Origin of the sequence: Octadecabacter sp. SW4, from assembly GCF_008065155.1 — a bacterium.
In the GTDB taxonomy this organism is placed as follows: domain Bacteria; phylum Pseudomonadota; class Alphaproteobacteria; order Rhodobacterales; family Rhodobacteraceae; genus SW4.
In genome coordinates this window covers 361,291-380,552 of the sequence record NZ_CP042819.1, presented here as the reverse complement: position 1 = coordinate 380,552, position 19,262 = coordinate 361,291, and the positions used below count along the sequence as shown (strand labels likewise).

The following is a 19,262-nucleotide window of genomic DNA, read 5'->3' as shown; positions in this document are numbered from 1 at the left end:
GGGTTACAGCCCTTTCTTGCCGCGCACGGCCTTGAGGATGACGGGCAGCAGGGCAAGCGCGCAAAGTCCAAGGATCGGCAACAGGATTTGCGGCTCGAAGATGATGCCAAGGTCGGGGCTTTCGCCACGCGCGAACACATCCCCCAGCCCCGCCCCGACCGAGGTATAGACAACCGCGCCAGGGATGATGCCAACAAAGGTCGAGATCGCGAAGCGCGACAGCGACACACCGACCAAGGCCGGCACAAGATTGGCCACAAAGAACGGCACCGCAGGCACAAGGCGGATCAGGAACAGCATGGACCACTGGTTTTCATCGATCCCGTCCTTGATCTTTTTGACAGCGCCGTCCGAGGATTCCATCCGGGCCGCCAGTTTTTCGCCCAGACCCCAGCGCGCGGCCATAAAGATACCGATTGCCCCAAGGGTTGCGCCCGTGACGTTGAACAACGCACCCGGGAAAGTGGCAAACAGGAAGCCACCCGTCAGCGTCATGATCGTCGCACCGGGCAGCGAAAACGCGACAATGACGACATAGGCGGCGATGAACAGCGCCACCATCAGCAGATAGTTGCTGTCACGATAGGCCACCAGCGCCTCGCGGTTGTCGCGCAGGGTATCAAAGGTCAGGTAATCGCGCAGGAAATAGCCCCCCACGAGCGCGACACAGAGAATCACAATGATCGGCAAGCGCCGCACCAAGGCATTTTGCGGCTTCTTGGCAGGATTATTCGTCATTTCTGTCATCTCTTTCGTCCCTTTGGGGCTTTGGCTGCATCCTAGATGGACTGCGCGGGCTTTTGCCGATAGCCCTATCACGCCCGCTTGATCGCTGGTGAAGGGTTGTTTCAGTTCTGACAGGGCTGCAGCGTTGGCTTGTAACATTTGCCACACCAACAATCTGCGAAATGTTGCACAAACGGGGCGGGATGCGCGTTGACATACCCGCAGCCCCCCTCTAGATGACGGGCTTCGAATGATGTCGGGGCACGAATCCATCACGGGTCGCCCCCAAAGCCGGAGAGAACGCGATGAAGCGCACGTTCCAACCTTCCAACCGGGTTCGCAAGAACCGTCACGGTTTTCGCGCACGTATGGCCACCAAAGCTGGCCGCAAGATTCTGAATGCGCGCCGTGCAAAGGGCCGCAAGGTTCTGAGCGCTTAATCGCTTGGGATTGCGAGGTCACATATGACCCCGCAGGATGATATGATGCAAACCGCCGGGGCACCGTCCGCGGCGGTTTTCGCTTGTCCGGTTGTCCTAACCAAACGTGCGGATTTCGTGCGCGCCTCGCATGGCAAGCGACAAGGCACGACAGGGTTTCATTTACAGGCTTTCAATCGTCGTGACACAGAACCACCGCGTGTCGGGTTCACCTGTTCGAAAAAGGTCGGCAACGCCGTGGCGCGCAATCGTGCCAAACGTCGGCTTCGTGAGGTCGCGCGGTTGGTCTTGCCGCACCACGGGCGCATGGGTTGGGATTATGTGCTTGTGGGCAAACGTGATGCCACCGCCACCCTTGATTTTGCCGCGATGCAGGCCGACCTTATCCGTGCACTACGGAGCGTTCACAAATGACCCCACTCGCCCATATCGCCGCCCTGCCCGTGCGCGCCTATCGGTTGCTGTTCAGCCCGTGGGTTGGCCACGGCTGCCGCTATCAGCCCACCTGCAGCGCCTATGCCCTCGAAGCGCTGGAACAGCACGGCGCGATCAAGGGCAGTTGGCTGGCCGCCCGCCGGATCGGCCGCTGCCATCCCTGGGGCGGTCACGGCGTCGACAACGTTCCCGATTAAAACGCGATCGGCTGAGCGCCTGTTCAGACGTCACGCGCGACAGTTTGTGCGCTGATTTTCCTAGTTTCGCTTTTCAAAGCTGATGACGACCTGCCCGATATCCAGACCGAAGCGCTTGACATAGGCGATATTAAGCAAGCGATCCTCACTTTGCAGCCACATCCAATCGTCAAATGTGACGCGCAGGGTTTCTACCGAGCCGTCAGCGGCAGGGACGGGCAGATCAATCTCGTATTGCCAATTGAACCGGTTGTCTTGTTCGCGCCCCGTCGCCATGCCGATGACACCGGGTGCCGTGCCTTGCCATGTATCAGGGCCGGTCTTGGACAGGGTCCAGATCCGCTGTTCAGTTGCGCCGTCTTCATAGACGAAGTCTTCTTGGAGTCGCAGGCGCGCGCCATCCCAATCGCCCGTGATATCGACAACAAAACTGCGCCTCACGGTGCCGAAAATGTCTTGAAACTGCCCATAGGCCACCAGATCACCGTCAAAAAATTCTTCAAGGTTCAGCTGGCGCGTGCTGAGACTTGGATCATCAAACGAAGGTTTGCCCGTGCAACCTGCCAAGAACAGCGTCACCACAATCATCAAAATCCGCATCACGCCCTCCTTTTAGAAACATCCGGCGCGCGGGGGAGATCGGATTGCTCTTGGCGGTTTCGCGAACCTCTGGCATATCCGCGCCATGCTAGATGATCTTGACGATATCCATCCCCTGTTTCACGGCGCCCCCGCGACGACCGAATTCAAAAAGCTGCGCAAGCGGATCGTGCGCTATGCCCGCGAGGCGATTGAACAATACGGAATGATCGAACGGGACGCCCGCTGGCTTGTCTGCCTGTCGGGCGGCAAGGACAGCTATACCCTGCTCGCGGTTCTCTATGAACTGAAATGGCGTGGGTTGCTGCCTGTTGATCTGCTCGCCTGCAATCTCGATCAGGGGCAACCGGGGTTTCCGGCAACGGTTCTACCTGATTTCCTTGGGAAAATGAGCGTTCCGCACCGGATCGAGTATCAGGACACCTATTCGATCGTGATGGACAAAGTGCCTGCAGGGCGGACGTTTTGCGCGCTGTGTTCACGGCTGCGCCGTGGCAATCTTTACCGGATCGCACGCGAGGAAGGGTGCAGCGCAGTTGTGCTGGGCCATCACCGCGATGATATCCTCGAAACGTTTTTCATGAACCTGTTTCACGGCGGGCGCCTGGCGACGATGCCGCCCAAGCTGGTGAACGAAGAAGGCGACCTGTTTGTTTATCGCCCGCTTGCCCATGTAGCCGAAGTGGATTGCGAAAAATTTGCCACTGCGATGGGTTATCCGATCATCCCCTGTGACCTGTGCGGGTCGCAAGACGGGCTGCAACGCCAGCAGGTCAAAGCGATTCTGGATGGGTGGGAAAAAAACAGCCCCGGGCGACGGCAGGTGATGTTTCGGGCACTGATGAATGCGCGGCCTTCGCATCTGCTTGATCCAAATCTGTTCGATTTCAATGGCTTGTCGATTGACCCGCAGGAAAGCGACAAGTTGAACGATATTCCGGTGCTGCGTTAACCCCACCGTTAGGGACTGAACCATAACGTCCATGCGAACGTGGTGCGCCAAAGGGTGTGCGACAGAAACAAAGGACGGCACGCCAGATGATAACCGGTTTCACGCTCCGCCCTGCACAGGGATTGCAACGTCGAATCAGACAGGCGCAGCGTCCGCTATTATTGGGCTTGCTACCCCTGCTCATGGGACTTGCCTATTTGGCGGGCGGGCAAACCGGCGTATACGGTGCCGCCCTGGCCTTTCCGTTGGCATTGATGTTTGGTGCGCATTCCGTTGACCCGACAAAACTGCCGCGCCCTGATCCGTTGACCGGGCTGGCAGAACGTGATCGCCTTATCAGCGCTCTTGACGGGGCCTTGCACGTGCGCGGACGGACTACCGCGGCACTTGTGCTGGAAATCGACCGTTTCAAACTGCTTGAGGAAAGCCAGGACCGCGCGGTGGTGGAACGGGTGCTTTGCGCTGTTGCGGACCGGCTGCGCGATGTGCTGCGTGACACTGATGTCGCCGCGCGCCTTGACGGTGCGACCTTTGCGATTGCGTTGACGTCTGTGCATCGCCTTGACCTTGAGGCGGCCTTGCAACTGTCGGCGCGCATCCAGCAATCCGTCGCAGCACCCATCGCGATAGATGGTGAAAACGTTTACGTCAGCGTCTCTGTCGGATTCAGTCTTGCACAACGGCTCAAGTCCCCAACAGGCACCGCCCTGTTGCAGGCCGCCACATCAGCGATGATTGAAGCGCAGCGCAGTGGCCCATGTGCCATTCGCAGCTTTTCCGGCGCGATGAAGAACCGCATCAAGACCCGCAATTCGCTATGTGACGAGGTCGCGGGCGCATTGGAGCGCGGCGATATCCGCGCGTTTTTTCAGCCGCAGGTGAACCTCAGGACCGGCGAAGTATCAGGCTTTGAGACCCTTGCTCGCTGGCTGCACCCCCAACGCGGGTTGATCCCACCTGTCGAGTTTCTGCCCGCGTTGCGTCAGGCCGGTCTGATGGAACGCCTGGGCGAAGTGATGATCCGCGATGCCCTGACCGCGCTGCGTGCATGGGACGAACAAGGCCATGATATCCCCCGTGTCGGTGTCAATTTTTCGACCGCCGAGTTGCGTAGCCCGCATCTTGTGGATCATGTAACATGGGATCTTGACCGCTTTGATCTGACACCGGATCGGTTGGTGATCGAGGTTCTTGAAACCGTGGTTGCGGGCCAGTCCGAAGACTTTGTCATTCGCAATCTGTCAGGGTTGGCGCGCCTTGGATGTTGCCTTGATCTGGATGATTTTGGCACAGGTCACGCCAGCATCACCAACATTCGCCGCTTTTCGATTGAGCGGATCAAGATTGACCGTTCGTTTGTGACCAACATCGACCAGGACAGCGAGCAGCAACAAATGGTCGCGGCAATCCTGACGATGGCTGACCGGCTTGGTCTTGATACCCTTGCCGAAGGGGTCGAGACCTTGGCAGAGCAAAACATGCTTGAAAGGCTGGGTTGCGGCCACGCACAGGGGTTTGGAATCGCCCGTCCGATGCCGTTTGAGGAAACCAGCCAATGGATCACCGAATTCACTACAGATGTGCCTCGGTTGATCACATTGCCCGGTCGCGCCGGACTTAGCGCCGCACAACCGGCGAAAACGGGTAAAACTGCTTGACCTTTGCCCCCCGGACTGTTGAACCTGCCTGACCTTTTCAGAGCAAACGGCGGTTCAGATGGACGATCAGAACAAGAACCTTATCTTGGCCACGGGGCTAAGTTTCATTGTGATCCTCGTGTGGTTCCTTGTGTTCCCACCCCAGGAACCGCCGGTGACCGAAACCGACCCTGCGGTGACCGCGGCCCCCGCCGATGGCACAGGTGCCGAAACGGCCACGGATACGCTTGCGCCCACCGTTGATCCCGCGACCGGAACGGCCGCTGCGACACCCGCCGTTGCGACCGAAAGCGAAGCAGCGCGCGTGGCGATCGAAACGGCTGAGTTGACCGGCACGCTTTCGTTGCAAGGTGGGCGGATCGACGATCTGTCCCTGACCCAATACCGTGAAACACTGGACGAAGATTCCGACCTCGTGCGCCTGCTGTCACCCATTGGCACGCAAAACCCCTATTACGCGCTGCACGGTTGGATTCCGACCGATGGAACCAGCACCGATCTTGTGCCCGGCGCAAATACCGTCTGGGCCGTCGAATCAGGTGAAACTCTGACCACCGAGACCCCGGTCACGCTGATCTGGGATAACGGCGCCGGCCTGACATTCCGCAAGACCATCGCGGTTGACGAAAAGTTCATGTTCACGGTCACGCAATCGGTAGACAACGCAACAGGCGCGCCGGTCTCGTTGCGCCCCTATGGTCTTGTGGCGCGGCACGGCGAACCGGACACCGTTGGCTTTTTCATCCTGCACGAAGGCGTCGTGCGGATGTCGGACGGCGAACTGGAAGAAATCGACTACGACGACATGCCCGACCTGACGGCAGATGAAGGCCGCATCGAAGTCACCGAAAACGGCTGGGTCGGGTTTACCGACAAATACTGGATGACCAACCTTGTGCCGGCACCCGGCAGTGCATTCCGCTCCGTCGCGCGATCCGCAAACGATATCTACCAGACCGAGGCGATCTATCCTGTGCTGACCGTCGCCGCCGGCGGAACCCTGAGCGCTGACAGCCAGCTGTTTGCGGGCGCAAAGGAATGGGAGGCCATCCGCGACTATCAAAACGAGGGTGGCATCGCCGGTTTCCTCGATAGCATCGACTGGGGTTGGTTCTTTTTCCTGACCAAACCGATTTTCGCACTGCTGCATTGGCTGAATGGAACGATTGGTAACATGGGTTGGTCGATCATGGTGCTGACCCTGATCCTCAAGGCCTTGCTGCTGCCGCTGGCGTTCAAGTCCTACGTGAGCATGGCCAAGATGAAAGAGCTGCAGCCCGAGATGGAGAAGCTCAAGGAAAAAGCTGGCGAAGACAAACAGGCCCTGCAACAGGGCATGATGAAATTGTATAAGGAAAACAAGGTGAACCCCGCCTCGGGCTGTTTGCCGATCCTGCTGCAAATCCCGATCTTCTTTTCGCTGTATAAGGTGATTTTTGTGACGCTCGAATTGCGTCACGCGCCGTGGCTCGGCTGGATCAATGACCTATCCGCGCCCGATCCGTCAAGCATCCTGAACCTGTTTGGGGTTCTACCCTGGGGCGTGCCGGACCCAAGCAGCATCTTTGCCATCTTTAGCCTTGGTATCCTGCCAATATTGCTGGGTATTTCGATGTTCATTCAACAAAAGCTGAACCCTGCGCCAACCGACCCGACGCAAAAAATGATCTTTGCCTGGATGCCGTGGGTGTTCATGTTCATGTTGGGCAGCTTTGCCAGCGGGCTGGTGCTTTACTGGATCACCAACAACACGATCACCTTTACGCAGCAGTATCTGATCATGCGCAGCCAGGGCTACAAGCCGGATGTGTTTGGCAATATTCTGTCGAGTTTCAAGCGCTCGGCGCCCGAGGATAAGTAATGGGTGCTGTCGCCCATTTGTGGCGGCACCCGATCAAGTCGCATGGCCGCGAGGCGCTTGAGGCGGTGACGCTGACGACAGGCCAGACGATGCCTTGGGATCGTGTCTGGGCCGTTGCCCATGAGGCGTCAAAGTTTGATGCCGAAAATCCCGCCTGGGTGGCCTGCCAAAACTTCATGCTGGGCACACGGACACCGGCATTGGCCGGGCTTTGGGCGCAGTTGGACGAGGCCAAAGCATTGGTCACTTTGACCCACACCGACCTTGGTTCGCTAACCTTTGCGCCCGATGATCCCGCAGATGCGGCGCGCTTCCTTGCCTGGATTGCGCCCCTTTTCCCTGCGGATCGCGCGCAGCCTGCAGCGCTGGTCAAGGTGCCCGGACGCGGGATGACGGATACTGACTTCCCGTCGGTGTCGATCATGACCTTCGCCTCGCACGAAGCCGTTGCAAAAAAGCTGGGGCAGGATCTTGAACCCGAACGCTGGCGCGGAAATATCTGGCTTGAGGGCGTCGGCGCGTGGGACGAAATGAATTGGGTCGGCAAGGTGATCTGCGTTGGCGACACGGAAATCGCCATCCGCGAGCCGATCAAGCGCTGCCTGCACACGGCAGCGAACCCGCAGACCGGCAAGCGCGATGTTGATACGCTTGGCGCACTGAAAAGTGGCTGGGGCCACCAGAACTTTGGCGTCTACGGCGAAGTGACGACAGGCGGCAACATCCGCCTTGGCGACCCGATGGAGGTTCTTTAGATGCAACTGCCCTTCCCAATTGCTGATGCCCCCGATGATCAAATGCGCGAGGCAGGCCGCCTGTTGTTTGCCGGCGAAACCGATTTCATCAAAGGCGTTGTAGCCATGTCGGGCCTGCCCGATGCTGACCGCCCCGAAGTGTGTTTCGCTGGCCGTTCAAATGTCGGAAAATCAAGCCTAATCAATGCGTTGACAGGACGAAAAGGATTAGCGCGCGCGTCAAATACGCCCGGTCGAACGCAGGAAATCAACTTTTTCACAGCCGGTGACAGCCACTATATTGTCGACCTTCCCGGCTATGGTTTTGCCAACGCACCCGTGGCCGTTGTTGAAAAATGGCAGCGGCTTTTGCGCGCCTATCTCGCCGGTCGCCAAACCCTGCGCCGTGCCTTTGTGCTGATTGATGCGCGTCATGGTGCCAAGGCGGTGGACGAAGAAATCATGAGCCTGCTGGACCGCGCTGCTGTGACATTTCAGTGTGTGATGACCAAGACCGATAAGGTCAAAAAGGCCGATCTGGATCGCGCGATGGACGTCACCCGCGCCGCCCTTGCCAAACACCCTGCCGCCTATCCAGAAATTGTCATGACCAGCTCGGAAAAGGGCGAGGGGATTGAAACATTGCGCGCGATTATTGCTGGGATAGACTGACCTGGCACATCAGGACACAAGAAAATGAGACAGCAAGACATGAACCGCGATTGGATCGCCACCGCCGCCACCCTATCGCAAGCGCTGCCCTATATGCAGCGCTATGCCGGGGCGACGGTTGTCATAAAACTCGGTGGCCACGCGATGGGCAGCGAAGAGGCGATGGAAGAATTCGCGCGCGACGTCGTGTTGATGCAGCAGGTCGGTGTAAACCCAGTGATCGTTCACGGTGGTGGGCCGATGATCAATCAGATGCTGGACAAGCTGGCGATCAAGTCCGACTTTGTTGATGGCAAACGGGTGACCGATACTGCCACGGTCGAAGTCGTTGAAATGGTCTTGTCAGGCAAGGTGAACAAGTGGATTGTGCAGGCGATCAACCGTCAGGGCGGCCGCGCCGTGGGCCTTTCGGGCAAGGATGCCAGCCTGATGACCTGTGATCAGGACGCCCCTGAACTGGGTCTGGTCGGCACCCCAGCGCATGTCGACCCATCGATCCTGCGCACGCTGTTTGATGCCAACACGATCCCCGTTATTGCCCCGCTTGGCGCAGGCCGCAACGGCGAAACCCTTAACGTGAACGGCGACACGGCAGCGGGCGCGATTGCCGCCGCACTGACTGCCGATCGCCTGTTGCTGCTGACGGATGTCAGCGGCGTAAAGGACAAAGACGGCAATGTCGTCACTGAAATGACGCCTGACCAGATTGCTGTAATGACGGCCGATGGCACGATTGCTGGCGGAATGATCCCGAAAACCCGCACGGCGCTGGATGCCATCGCAGGCGGTGTGCGGGCCGTGGTCATCCTGGATGGGCGGGCACCAAATGCCTGCCTGCTGGAGCTGTTTACCGACCACGGCGCAGGCTCGCTGATCCGCACGCCACGGTGACACTGGCGGCGATCACCGACGCCACGAACGCGTGTCATCTGGCCGTTATGGGCGGGTTTCATCCCGACCCGAGCGAAGGTATCGGTAAAACCCTGATCCTTTTGGGACCAGATCACGGGTTTTGGCCCACCTTTACCGCAAGCCCCGAATATGGCGATGGCGCTGCCGACCCGCTCGATCGTTGGTCCGCCCGGGTGATTGGCGCAATTGCCACCGGCCTTGATGCCCGGGCCGTATTCCCGTTTGGCGGCCCGCCCTTTCAGCCTTTCATCGCATGGGCGCAGCGCACTGGCCGCGCTTGGCAGTCGCCAGTGGGCCTGCTGGTGCATGATACGGCGGGGTTGATGGTGTCGTATCGCGGGGCTTTGGTGTTTGATCGCCACATCGCCCTGCCCGCTACGGGGAACAGCCCCTGCACGGGCTGCGCCGCGCCTTGCCGCACGGCCTGCCCCGTCGGGGCGCTTGGCCCGGCGGGTTACGATGTGCCAGCCTGCAAGTCCTATATCACCTCAGCGGGCATTGACTGCATCGACTATGGTTGTGCCGTGCGCCGCGCCTGCCCGGTGTCACAAACCTACGGACGCGACCCCGCGCAATCCGCATTTCACATGAGGGCCTTTGCATGACCTGCCGCTTGATCCTGATCCGCCACGCCAAATCCAGCTGGGATGATCCGATGGCGGACGATCATGCGCGCGTGCTGAACGGGCGCGGGCGCGCATCTGCGGCGGTAATCGGGGATTGGCTCGCCGCAAAGTCCTACTTGCCGGAAGTGGTGCTGTGTTCAGATGCGGCGCGCACAGCGGAAACGCTTGCGCTGATCCTACCGGAATTGCCAAACAAGCCCAAGGTGCAGTTCCGTGGCGGCCTCTATCATGCAAGCCCCGATCATATGCTTGAAGTTTTGCAGCGCCAGACTGCAGGCACTATAGCGCTTGTCGCGCATAATCCCGGGATCGGGGCGCTGGCCTGTGGATTGGTCGCCGCAAGGCCCGACAATCCGGATTTCGCGCGCTATCCGACGGCGGCGACTGCAGTGATTGATTTTGACGTGGACACATGGGCGCAGGTGCGGCCGGCCCAAGGCGTTCTGGTCGATTTCACGACACCCCGCGCCCTGATGTGAAAGGGCGGGGAAAACCCCGCCCGTCATCAAGACTTTCGCCTGACCTAGTGGCCCAGAATCTGGCTCAGGAACAACTTGGTCCGGTCGGACTGCGGGTTGTTAAAGAATTCTTCGGGCTCGTTTTCTTCGACGACCTGCCCCTGGTCCATGAAAATGACGCGGTTGGCGACCTGACGGGCAAAGCCCATCTCGTGCGTGACGCAAAGCATGGTCATGCCTTCTTCGGCCAGCTCGATCATCGTATCCAGCACTTCCTTGATCATTTCCGGATCAAGCGCCGAGGTCGGTTCATCAAACAGCATGATGCGTGGCTTCATGCAAAGCGAACGGGCAATGGCCACACGCTGTTGCTGACCACCGGACAGTTGGCCGGGGTATTTGTCAGCCTGTTCGGGAATCTTGACCTTTTCAAGAAAGTGCATGGCCACTTCTTCGGCTTCCTTTTTGGGGGTCTTGCGCACCCAGATCGGCGCCAGCGTGCAGTTTTCGAGGATCGTCAGATGCGGGAACAGGTTGAAGTGCTGAAAACACATCCCTACTTCAGAGCGCACTTTGTCGATGTTTTTCAAATCGCTGGACAGTTCGGTGCCATCAACGATGATCTGGCCCTTTTGGTGTTCCTCGAGGCGGTTAATACAGCGGATCAATGTCGATTTGCCCGACCCGGACGGGCCACAAATCACGATCCGTTCGCCAGTGTTCACCGTCAGGTTGATGTCGCGTAGGACATGAAAGGTCCCATACCACTTGTTCATGCCAGTGATCTGGATGGCGACCTCGTCGGACACCTGCATGTGGCTGCGATCAATCTCGCGTTGGGTTGCAACTTCAGACATATCAGGTCTCCTTAACGGTGCTCACGCTGGAGCTTTTTCTCGAGGAATAGGGAATAGCGGCCCATGCTAAAGCAGGCGATGAAGAACATCAGACCGATAAAGACGAACAATTCCCAGTAGATGCCGTTCCATTCAGTCGTCGCGCGGACCGCGCCTGCGATACCAAGCGGGTCAAACAGCCCGATGAACACGACAAGCGTGGTATCCTTGAACAGCCCGATAAAGGTGTTCACGATACCCGGGATCGAAATCTTCAATGCTTGCGGCAGAATGATCAGTTGCATGGACTGCCAATAATCAAGGCCAAGTGAATCCGCGCCTTCGTATTGCCCCGTTGGCAGGGCAGCTAGGCCACCACGCACAACTTCGGCGATATAGGCCGAGGCAAAGAGCGTCACCATGATGATCACACGCAGGGTCAGGTCAAAGTTGGTGCCTGGCGGCAAAAAGTAGTTCAGCAGCAGTTGCGCGGTGAACAGCCAGACGATCAGCGGCACGCCACGGATCACTTCGATGAACACCACGGCGGAGGTCTTGATGATGATCAGGTCAGACTGACGGCCAAGGGCCAACAGGATGCCCAGTGGCAGCGACAGGATGATTGCTGACAGGCCAATCACCACCGATAGCATAAAGCCACCAAACTGGCGCGATTCGACGAATTCGATGCCAATCGGAAGCAGGTTTTGCATTTCACCTGCAATATATCCGGCGCCATAAAGCCAGTAGATCACGGGAACGGCGACTGCCGCGATCAGACCGGCCAATGGGCTTAAGGTATCGCCAACGACCTTCATCGCGCCGGCGCCCAGTGCAAAGCCCAAGGCAATCGCGATTGGTCCCCAAATTGATCCGCCCCAAAGCAGCCAGAAACACAGGAAAGGCACAGCCGCAGTCAGGATGAACATCTTGCGCGGCAGGCTGGTAAATAGAACCGGCATGATGCCAACAAGAAACAGGATCAGCGCCAGAATCGGACGCCAGTAAAGTTCGGATGGGTAATAGCCAAAGACCAACTGGTGCCAACGGTCGTTCAATACCGCGAAACAGGCGCCATCATGGCTTCCAAGGCCCTGCGCGGCGAGGATTTCACGACATTCAGTCAGCGATCCGGCATCCCAGACACTGTTGAACAGCCAAGGGATCACACTCGCGAGCACGGCGTAGACCACGTAAAGCGAGACCACGGTAAGGATGCCGTTCAAGACACTTGAAAACAGGTTCTCGCGCATCCATTTGATCGCGCCGGTTTCCGTGATGGGCGGGGCCTGTTCGGGCAACATGCTATCACGGACATAGGAGACGGTTTGTGCGTGTGTCTCAGACATTTTACCGCTCCTTCAGCTTGGTCGAGTTGTTGTAGTAGTTCATGCCTGCCGAAATCAGCAGGGACAGCGACAAATAGAACACCCCCACCAACATGATCCCCTCAAGCTCTCGACCGGTTTGGCTGATGGTGATGCCGCCAAGCGTGGCACGCACATCCATATAACCCACGGCCAGTGCAAGGGACGAGTTTTTCGTCAGGTTCAGGAACTGTGAAATCAACGGCGGGATGATCACCCGCATCGCCTGTGGCAGGACCACAAGGCGCATCGTCCGGTTCGGGCGCAGGCCCAGCGCAAAGGCAGCTTCGGATTGTCCCTTGCTGACGGCCAGAATGCCAGCGCGCACGATTTCAGCGATAAAGGCACCCGTATAAAGCGACAGCGCAAGCCAAAGGGCCATCAGCGAATTGCGCACGTGGACACCCTCGGTAAAGTTGAACCCCTTGAGGAACGGCTGCACGATTGTTGCACCAAGCAGGAAAAGCACAATCGCAACCGGCACAAAGAAAATTGCCAGATTGGTCCAAATCGTGGTCGGCCTGATCCCTGTCGCAAGCTGTTTCGCGGTGGCGTTATGGTTCACAAACCTGATCGCTACGATACTTGCGGCCAGCACACCAAAAATCACCAGCCAGTCGATCCTCCCCGACGATACCGCAGCGACACCTTCTTGCGACGCCACGGCCTCGTTTCCGCTCAGCGAGTTGGTAAAGCCGATGCGCGGGATGTAGGTGCCGCGGTTCGTGATGGCGACACTGTCACCAAGGATCATCGACGCTTCGGGTTCTTCGCCACGGAAGTCACGGGGTTGCGGCAGGCCTTCGGAGAAGAAAGCAAAGATCAGGATAATCCACAGCAGCAGCGGGATATTGCGGAAACCTTCAACGTAAACGGCCATCAGGCGGCTGACGACCCAGTTTTTCGACAGGCGCAACACGCCTGCAAGCACACCGATGATGGTCGCGGCAACACAGCCAAGGAAGGCGACCAGCAGCGTGTTCATGATACCGACAAGCGCGGCGCGTCCGTGGCTCATCTGGTTGTTATATTCAATCAACATCTGGTTGATGTCATAGCCAGCGGGCTGGCTCAGGAAACCGAAGCTAAAGGTCTTACCCAACGCCTCAAGGTTTGAAATTGTATTGCTGACCAACCACCACAGGCCGACGGCAATCAATACCAGCGCAATGACCTGGATCGTGATCGACCGATAGCGCGTGTCATAGATGAGCTGGCTTAGCCGAAATGATGCTTTCGGCACGTCACTGAACGTGGACATTGTCATGTTCTCCCGGTCCCGCTGGTTCAGCATCACGCCGGTTGGCCCGGCTGCGCACTGATCGCAGGTGTCGTGTTGGTCGTCTTTTTATTGAGAAAGGGCGCGACCCTTAGATCGCGCCCTGACTGATGTGTTTAGCGGAAAGGTGGCGAGTAGATCAGGCCGCCTTCGGTCCACTGTGCGTTCAGGCCGCGGGCCAGACCGATTGGTGTGCTTTCACCGATGTTCTTTTCGAACAGTTCACCGTAGTTGCCGCCCGCCATGATGGCGCGCTTGGCCCACTCGGCATCCAGACCAAGCATCGCGCCGAGTTCACCTTCGGTGCCCAGCAGACGATTGACTTCGGGATTATCTGTGCCAGCGGACAGTTCACCGACGTTCGCCGATGTCACGCCCAGCTCTTCGGCTGTGACGAGCGCGTTCAGAGTCCAGCGCACGACGTCGCCCCACTCGTTGTCACCGTGACGGACCAGCGGCCCCAGCGGCTCTTTCGAGATGATTTCGGGCAGAAGCACGTGATCACCGGGGTTTTCGAACGATGCGCGTGTCGCGGCAAGGCCCGAAGCGTCGGTGGTGTAAACGTCACATGCGCCAGCAAGATACTGCTGCTGGCCTTCGGCGTTGGTTTCGATCGGAACCGGCTCGTAGCTGATATTGTTGGCGCGGAAGTAGTCGGCCAGGTTCAGCTCGGTTGTGGTGCCGGTCTGGATACAAACGGTCGCACCGTCCAGATCCTTGGCCGAAGAAACACCCAGTTCACGAGGGACAAGGAAACCTTGGCCGTCATAGTAGTTCACGCCGACAAATTCGAACTTGAGGTCAACATCGCGCGAGAAGGTCCATGTGGTGTTGCGGGCCAGCATGTCGATTTCGCCGGATGCCAGCGCGGTAAAGCGTGTCTGACCAGTCGTCGGCACGAATTCAACAGCAGTAGAATCGCCAAGCACGGCAGCTGCAACAGCGCGACAAACACCAACGTCAAAGCCTTCCCATTCGCCATTCGCGTCGGGGGCTGCAAAGCCGATCAAGCCAGTCGTCACACCACAGTTCAGCTTGCCACGGGCCTGCACATCATCAAGTGTGCCAGCCGCCACGGCACCGGCGGAAAGACCAGCAATGGTCAGAGCGCCGAGGAGAACGGATTTTTTCATTTTTACCTCTTCCTGAATTCCCCCTCATCAGGGGATTAGTTTGCTGCCACGTTGGGCAGGAGCGATACGCGGGCAGATGTCTCTGCCACAACGACTTTAGATTGGTCGGATTCATTCACAGAGGTCAAGGGGAGGTTCGCGAAAACACTACGTCACCCGCAGGCCATTGGGCTGAACTAGCGCCCGCAAGCAGTCGATTCGACTTTAGCCCGCGTTTATAGCAAGCCTACAAAAGCTGTCCGCGTGCATAAACGCTGCACGTTTTCGTGAAGCCACGGCCAGCGCCTCGTCATCGTCGCCCCATTGGGAAATTTGCCAGTCTTCATCAATGCGCGACAAATCCCATGCTTCATTGGGCGCAAGCCGTCCACGCATCACCGCCAACGCCAAAATCAGCGAGCCGGACATGGCGACCAGATCGTGAAATCCGGTCAGGGAAAACGCATCCTGCTGCGCGACCATCTCGGCCAAGCGATCAAGCGAGGACTGCGGCTGCGCAATCGGCAATATGCCCTGCCCCGTGATCAGTGGCGCGCCCAGATCATCCGCCGCCCACTGCAAAACCGGATCCCAGCCAGCGATTTGCAGCGCGACCAGTTCGGCAGGCGATTCGGCACGGTAGCACAACAGGTCACTGCCGCCGTATTCCGCTAACAGATGTGCCACCTCGGTGTGCTTTGCGGCGACCTTGTCGATGGCTGCGTTGGCCGAGCGCGTAAAGGGCATGTTTTCGGGGTTCACGACCTTGCCCACCGCGCCCCATTCGGCGGCGATCTGTTCCGCCAGCGCGCGCGTCGGCACAATCAGCGCAGCCTTGGCCGGCGTCTTTACGGCGCGACCATCCAAAGCGATGCCGAAACCGCCATTTGCCTCGGTCACTGTCACATCGGTCCAGAACCGTCTGGCTGTCCAGTCGCTCATGTCCTAGGGCTCCACAAGTTGGTCAAGCGCGGCGGGCAGTGCCGCGAAACTGTCGATCAGCATATCCGCGTTCAAGGTGTCGGCAGCATGATAACCCCAGGTCACGCCGATGGTTTTGACCCCGGCCGCACGCGCCATGTCCATATCGAATGTGGTGTCACCAACCATGACCGCACGGCGGGCATCCACACCGGTTTCCGAAAGGGCCGCGTGGATCATCGCGGGGTGTGGTTTGGAGGGGTGGTGATCTGACACTTGCTGACTGATGAACAGTTTTGACAGCCCATGCCCCTGCAACAGCTTGTCTAGGCCGCGCCGCGACTTGCCAGTCGCCACGGCCAGAATGGTATCGGGCTGCCCCTGCAGGATCTGCAGCGTTTCACGGGCTTGTGGGTAAAGCGGGCTTGTCTCGATGACCGTCGCAGCGTTGCGCAGGGAAATGTAGGCATCCTTGTAGCCCCGCACCATACGGGCCAGCGCGGCATTGCCAAGGTCGGGCTGCAAGCGTGCAATCGCGACCTCAAGCGACAATCCAACAATCGCGATCGTTGCTTCGGGCGGCGGCGGTGTTATGCCCTCGGCCACAAAGGTCGCGTTCATGGCGGCCACGATATCGGCCTGACTGTCGACCAGCGTGCCATCCACGTCGAATATGACAAGCCGCAGGTCGGTCACATCAGCTCTTCAAATGGGTCGTTGGGCGTGCCGTTGGCATCCCATCCGACGAAATCCCACGTGTGTTTCATGTGATCGGGCAAGGGCGCGACAAAGGTCATCACCTGCTTGGTCGTTGGGTGTTCGATGGTCAATTGGCGGGCATGCAGGTGCAGCTTGCGGCCGATTTCCTCGCCCATGCCGGAACCCCAGCCGTCGCCCAGGTTTTCCTGCGCGCTGCCGCCATATTTGCCATCGCCAATGATCGGATGGCCCAATTCGGCCATATGGGCGCGTAACTGGTGGGTGCGCCCGGTGATCGGCACAAGGCCGACCCAGGCTGCACGGCTCGCCAGTTTATCCATCACGGCGTAATCGGTCGTCGCACGTTTGGCGCCTTCGGTCTTGTCCACTTCGGCGGGGTGGATGCAGCGCATCTTTTCATTTTCGCCACCGCGTCCGTGGCCGCCGGATTTCAGCAGGCCGTATTTGATCGTGCCCATGCGTGGATGGGGCACGCCAGCCACGGCGGCCCAGTAGACCTTGCGGGTCTCGCGGTGTTTGAACGCCTCGGTCAAGGTCTTGGCAGCCATGCGGGTGCGGCCCAGGACCAACACGCCGCTGGTGTCCTTATCCAGGCGATGCACAAGGCGCGGGCGATCCTCGAGCCCGAAACGCAAGGCTTCTCCCATGCCATCGACATGGCGGGTTTGCTTGCTGCCGCCTTGGGTCGGCAATCCAGCGGGTTTGTTCAGCACGATGATGTCGTCGTCGCGGTAAATCACGCAGGCTTGGATCATCTTTTCATCGGCAGGGCTGACATGTTTGCGCATGACCGCCTGGGCGGTAATGTCATCAGCACTCGGCAGAGGCGGAATACGAACCTGCTGGCCAACCTCAAGGCGGGTCGATGATTTCACCCGCCCCCCATCAACGCGCAGGTCACCCTTGCGGCACATCTTTTCGATGCGCCCCTGTGACAGGTGTGGGAAGTGGCGGCGCAACCAGCGATCAAGGCGCTGGTCACCCTCGTCTTCACCCACGGCAATCAGTTGTGCGCGACTCATGCGTATATCCCCCGCGCGATGATCAAACCCAGGACCAGCGCGCCAATCGACAGACCCACCGAAAGCGCCACATAAAGGGCAGCCTGGGTCGTTTCCCCGCGTTCAAACAGCGCCACAGCTTCAAGCGAAAAGGCGGAAAACGTCGTGAAGCCGCCCAGGAAGCCCGTCATCACCAGCGGCGATAAATGTGTCAGGCCACGGTGCGCGGCCATCACGACGAATACCCCCATCAGGAACGACCCGATGACGTTGACGGTGATGATCGCCAGCGGAAAGCCATGGCCGACCATGCGCACGACGCCGATCCCCGCGAGGTAGCGCAGCGCGGCGCCCAATGCCCCGCCAAGGGCCACATATGAAAGGTTTAGCAACATGTCCGTGCAATCGCGCGGGGGCGCGGCGTTGTCAACTCCCGCGCTTGGCGCGCAGCTTGGCAAAATAGTCGAGGCGCTTTTTCAATTCGCGTTCAAATCCGCGATCGACGGGTGTGTAATAGACGCCACGCTTCATTCCATCGGGAAAGTAGTTCTGGCCGGAAAAGCCGTCTTCGGCGTCGTGATCATAGGCATAGCCATCGCCATAGCCCTGATCTTTCATCAGCTTGGTCGGCGCGTTCATGATATGTTTGGGGGGTGGTTCGCTGCCGGTTTTGCGCGCGGCGGCCATCGCGTTCTTATAGCCCGCGTAGCCCGCGTTCGATTTCGGGGCGAGCGCCAGATAGGTCACCGCCTGGGCCAGCGCCAGTTCGCCCTCGGGGCTGCCCAACCGTTCGTAGGTTTCCCATGATTGAAGACACACAGCCTGGGCTTGCGGATCGGCCAGACCGATATCTTCGACGGCCATGCGGGTGATGCGGCGCGCCAGAAAGCGCGGGTCTTCGCCACCCGTTAGCATCCGCGCGAACCAGTAAAGGGCGGCATCGGGATCGCTGCCGCGCACCGATTTGTGCAGGGCGCTGATCAGGTTGTAATGTTCATCTCCTGATTTGTCGTATTTCGCGGCGCGCTTCATCAGGCGGGTGGACAGGGCATCGCGATCCAGCTTGCCTGTGACCTGCCAGGCGGCGACCTGTTCGATCAGGTTTAACAGCGCGCGCCCGTCTCCATCGGCCATTTCCAGCAGGGCCTCGCGCGCCGGACCGTCAAGGGGCAGCGGCTTGCCGATGTCGCCCTCGGCGCGCTGCGCAAGGCGCTCCAGATCGGCCAGTTCAAGACGTTTCAGCACGAGAACCTGCGCGCGGGACAACACGGCGGCGTTCAATTCAAAACTGGGGTTTTCGGTGGTGGCTCCGACCAGCAGGATCGTCCCGTCCTCCATATGTGGCAGGAACCCATCCTGCTGCGCCTTGTTGAAACGGTGTATCTCATCAACGAACAACAGCGTGCCCTTGCCGTTCTGTCGGCGCATCTTGGCGGCCTCGAACACTTTGCGCAGCTCTGGCATGCCCGTGAAAATCGCGCTGATCTGCACGAAATGCAGGTCTGTCTCGTCAGCCAGCAAGCGCGCGATAGTGGTCTTTCCCACGCCCGGCGGACCCCAGAACACAAGCGACGACAGGCTGCCCGACGACAGCATGACACCCAATGGCGCATCGGGACCAAGAACCTGATCCTGCCCGATCACCTCGGCCAGTTTTTTCGGGCGCAAGCGGTCGGCCAGCGGCCGTGGGGCGGTGCTGGGCGTAACGCTGGCGGTGTCGAACAGATCAGACATGCCAGCAGGTTACGCCCATGC

General features: G+C 59.0%; 22 protein-coding genes. 11 read left to right on the top strand and 11 right to left on the bottom strand.

The genetic code is table 11. The features are described from left to right. Positions 1-3 precede the first annotated feature (3 nt). Positions 4-747 carry a TVP38/TMEM64 family protein gene (locus FTO60_RS01965; protein WP_254696862.1) on the bottom strand — a complete coding sequence of 248 codons (744 nt, stop codon included), beginning with the start codon at positions 745-747 and terminating at the stop codon, positions 4-6. Positions 748-1,031: 284 nt separating this feature from the next. Here FTO60_RS01965 and rpmH point away from each other — a divergent pair, with 284 nt between their 5' ends. Genes rpmH through yidD form a run of 3 tightly spaced genes read left to right on the top strand, consistent with a single transcriptional unit; the run spans position 1,032 to position 1,798 of the window. Further along, positions 1,032-1,166 (top strand): 50S ribosomal protein L34, encoded by a 135-nt coding sequence (rpmH, locus tag FTO60_RS01960; RefSeq protein WP_148054394.1) that lies wholly within the window; start codon positions 1,032-1,034, stop codon positions 1,164-1,166. Between the two features lie 24 nt (positions 1,167-1,190). Beyond that, the gene (gene rnpA, locus FTO60_RS01955; protein ID WP_148054393.1) at positions 1,191-1,580 is read left to right on the top strand and encodes a ribonuclease P protein component; all 390 of its coding nucleotides are present in this window, start codon (positions 1,191-1,193) and stop codon (positions 1,578-1,580) included. Further along, positions 1,577-1,798, top strand: coding sequence for a membrane protein insertion efficiency factor YidD (gene yidD / locus FTO60_RS01950; protein WP_148054392.1), 222 nt, complete (start codon positions 1,577-1,579; stop codon positions 1,796-1,798). Before rnpA ends, yidD begins: the two co-directional genes overlap by 4 nt. Positions 1,799-1,858: 60 nt before the next feature. Here the strand turns inward: yidD and FTO60_RS01945 are convergent, their stop codons facing one another. Next, positions 1,859-2,398 (bottom strand): DUF3833 domain-containing protein, encoded by a 540-nt coding sequence (locus FTO60_RS01945; RefSeq protein ID WP_148054391.1) that lies wholly within the window; start codon positions 2,396-2,398, stop codon positions 1,859-1,861. Between the two features lie 85 nt (positions 2,399-2,483). On the opposite strand from FTO60_RS01945, the gene ttcA reads away from it, so the two are divergent. The 8 genes from ttcA (at position 2,484) to FTO60_RS01905 (ending at position 10,292) form a co-directional block, all read left to right on the top strand. Then, the gene (gene ttcA / locus FTO60_RS01940) at positions 2,484-3,350 is read left to right on the top strand and encodes a tRNA 2-thiocytidine(32) synthetase TtcA (protein ID WP_148054390.1); all 867 of its coding nucleotides are present in this window, start codon (positions 2,484-2,486) and stop codon (positions 3,348-3,350) included. Positions 3,351-3,532: 182 nt separating this feature from the next. After that, positions 3,533-5,008: a bifunctional diguanylate cyclase/phosphodiesterase gene (locus tag FTO60_RS01935; protein ID WP_254696861.1), complete on the top strand. Its 1,476-nt coding sequence runs from the start codon at positions 3,533-3,535 to the stop codon at positions 5,006-5,008. A gap of 58 nt (positions 5,009-5,066) precedes the next feature. Next, positions 5,067-6,869 carry a membrane protein insertase YidC gene (yidC, locus tag FTO60_RS01930; RefSeq protein WP_148054388.1) on the top strand — a complete coding sequence of 601 codons (1,803 nt, stop codon included), beginning with the start codon at positions 5,067-5,069 and terminating at the stop codon, positions 6,867-6,869. Next, a complete protein-coding gene (locus FTO60_RS01925) occupies positions 6,869-7,624 on the top strand; it encodes an MOSC domain-containing protein (RefSeq protein WP_148054387.1) in 756 nt (251 codons plus the stop codon). The genes yidC and FTO60_RS01925 overlap by 1 nt, the downstream gene beginning before the upstream one ends. Next, positions 7,625-8,275, top strand: a complete 651-nt coding sequence (gene yihA / locus FTO60_RS01920) for a ribosome biogenesis GTP-binding protein YihA/YsxC (protein ID WP_148054386.1) — start codon at positions 7,625-7,627, stop codon at positions 8,273-8,275. It abuts the gene before it with no gap. A gap of 24 nt (positions 8,276-8,299) precedes the next feature. Continuing rightward, positions 8,300-9,166, top strand: a complete 867-nt coding sequence (argB, locus tag FTO60_RS01915; protein WP_148054385.1) for an acetylglutamate kinase — start codon at positions 8,300-8,302, stop codon at positions 9,164-9,166. A gap of 47 nt (positions 9,167-9,213) precedes the next feature. Continuing rightward, positions 9,214-9,792, top strand: a complete 579-nt coding sequence (locus tag FTO60_RS01910) for a ferredoxin (protein WP_148054384.1) — start codon at positions 9,214-9,216, stop codon at positions 9,790-9,792. After that, positions 9,789-10,292 (top strand): histidine phosphatase family protein, encoded by a 504-nt coding sequence (locus tag FTO60_RS01905; protein WP_148054383.1) that lies wholly within the window; start codon positions 9,789-9,791, stop codon positions 10,290-10,292. Before FTO60_RS01910 ends, FTO60_RS01905 begins: the two co-directional genes overlap by 4 nt. A gap of 44 nt (positions 10,293-10,336) precedes the next feature. Here FTO60_RS01905 and FTO60_RS01900 read toward each other — a convergent pair whose 3' ends face one another. The 9 genes from FTO60_RS01900 to FTO60_RS01860 all read right to left on the bottom strand — a co-directional run bounded on the left by FTO60_RS01900 (position 10,337) and on the right by FTO60_RS01860 (position 19,241). After that, positions 10,337-11,128, bottom strand: coding sequence for an amino acid ABC transporter ATP-binding protein (locus FTO60_RS01900; protein WP_148054382.1), 792 nt, complete (start codon positions 11,126-11,128; stop codon positions 10,337-10,339). A gap of 11 nt (positions 11,129-11,139) precedes the next feature. Further along, entirely contained in the window at positions 11,140-12,456 is a 1,317-nt protein-coding gene (locus FTO60_RS01895) for an amino acid ABC transporter permease (RefSeq protein ID WP_148054381.1), read from the bottom strand. Position 12,457: 1 nt separating this feature from the next. Beyond that, positions 12,458-13,735, bottom strand: a complete 1,278-nt coding sequence (locus FTO60_RS01890) for an amino acid ABC transporter permease (protein ID WP_148054380.1) — start codon at positions 13,733-13,735, stop codon at positions 12,458-12,460. A 134-nt stretch (positions 13,736-13,869) separates the two neighbouring features. Further along, positions 13,870-14,886 carry an amino acid ABC transporter substrate-binding protein gene (locus FTO60_RS01885; RefSeq protein WP_148054379.1) on the bottom strand — a complete coding sequence of 339 codons (1,017 nt, stop codon included), beginning with the start codon at positions 14,884-14,886 and terminating at the stop codon, positions 13,870-13,872. Positions 14,887-15,090: 204 nt separating this feature from the next. After that, entirely contained in the window at positions 15,091-15,807 is a 717-nt protein-coding gene (locus FTO60_RS01880) for an ATP12 family chaperone protein (protein WP_148054378.1), read from the bottom strand. A gap of 3 nt (positions 15,808-15,810) precedes the next feature. After that, positions 15,811-16,482, bottom strand: coding sequence for an HAD-IA family hydrolase (locus FTO60_RS01875; protein ID WP_148054377.1), 672 nt, complete (start codon positions 16,480-16,482; stop codon positions 15,811-15,813). Next, positions 16,479-17,528 (bottom strand): RluA family pseudouridine synthase, encoded by a 1,050-nt coding sequence (locus tag FTO60_RS01870; protein ID WP_148054376.1) that lies wholly within the window; start codon positions 17,526-17,528, stop codon positions 16,479-16,481. Before FTO60_RS01870 ends, FTO60_RS01875 begins: the two co-directional genes overlap by 4 nt. Beyond that, entirely contained in the window at positions 17,525-17,902 is a 378-nt protein-coding gene (gene crcB / locus FTO60_RS01865) for a fluoride efflux transporter CrcB (RefSeq protein ID WP_148054375.1), read from the bottom strand. Before crcB ends, FTO60_RS01870 begins: the two co-directional genes overlap by 4 nt. A gap of 31 nt (positions 17,903-17,933) precedes the next feature. Further along, entirely contained in the window at positions 17,934-19,241 is a 1,308-nt protein-coding gene (locus tag FTO60_RS01860; RefSeq protein WP_148054374.1) for a replication-associated recombination protein A, read from the bottom strand. Between the last annotated feature and the right edge of the window lie 21 nt (positions 19,242-19,262).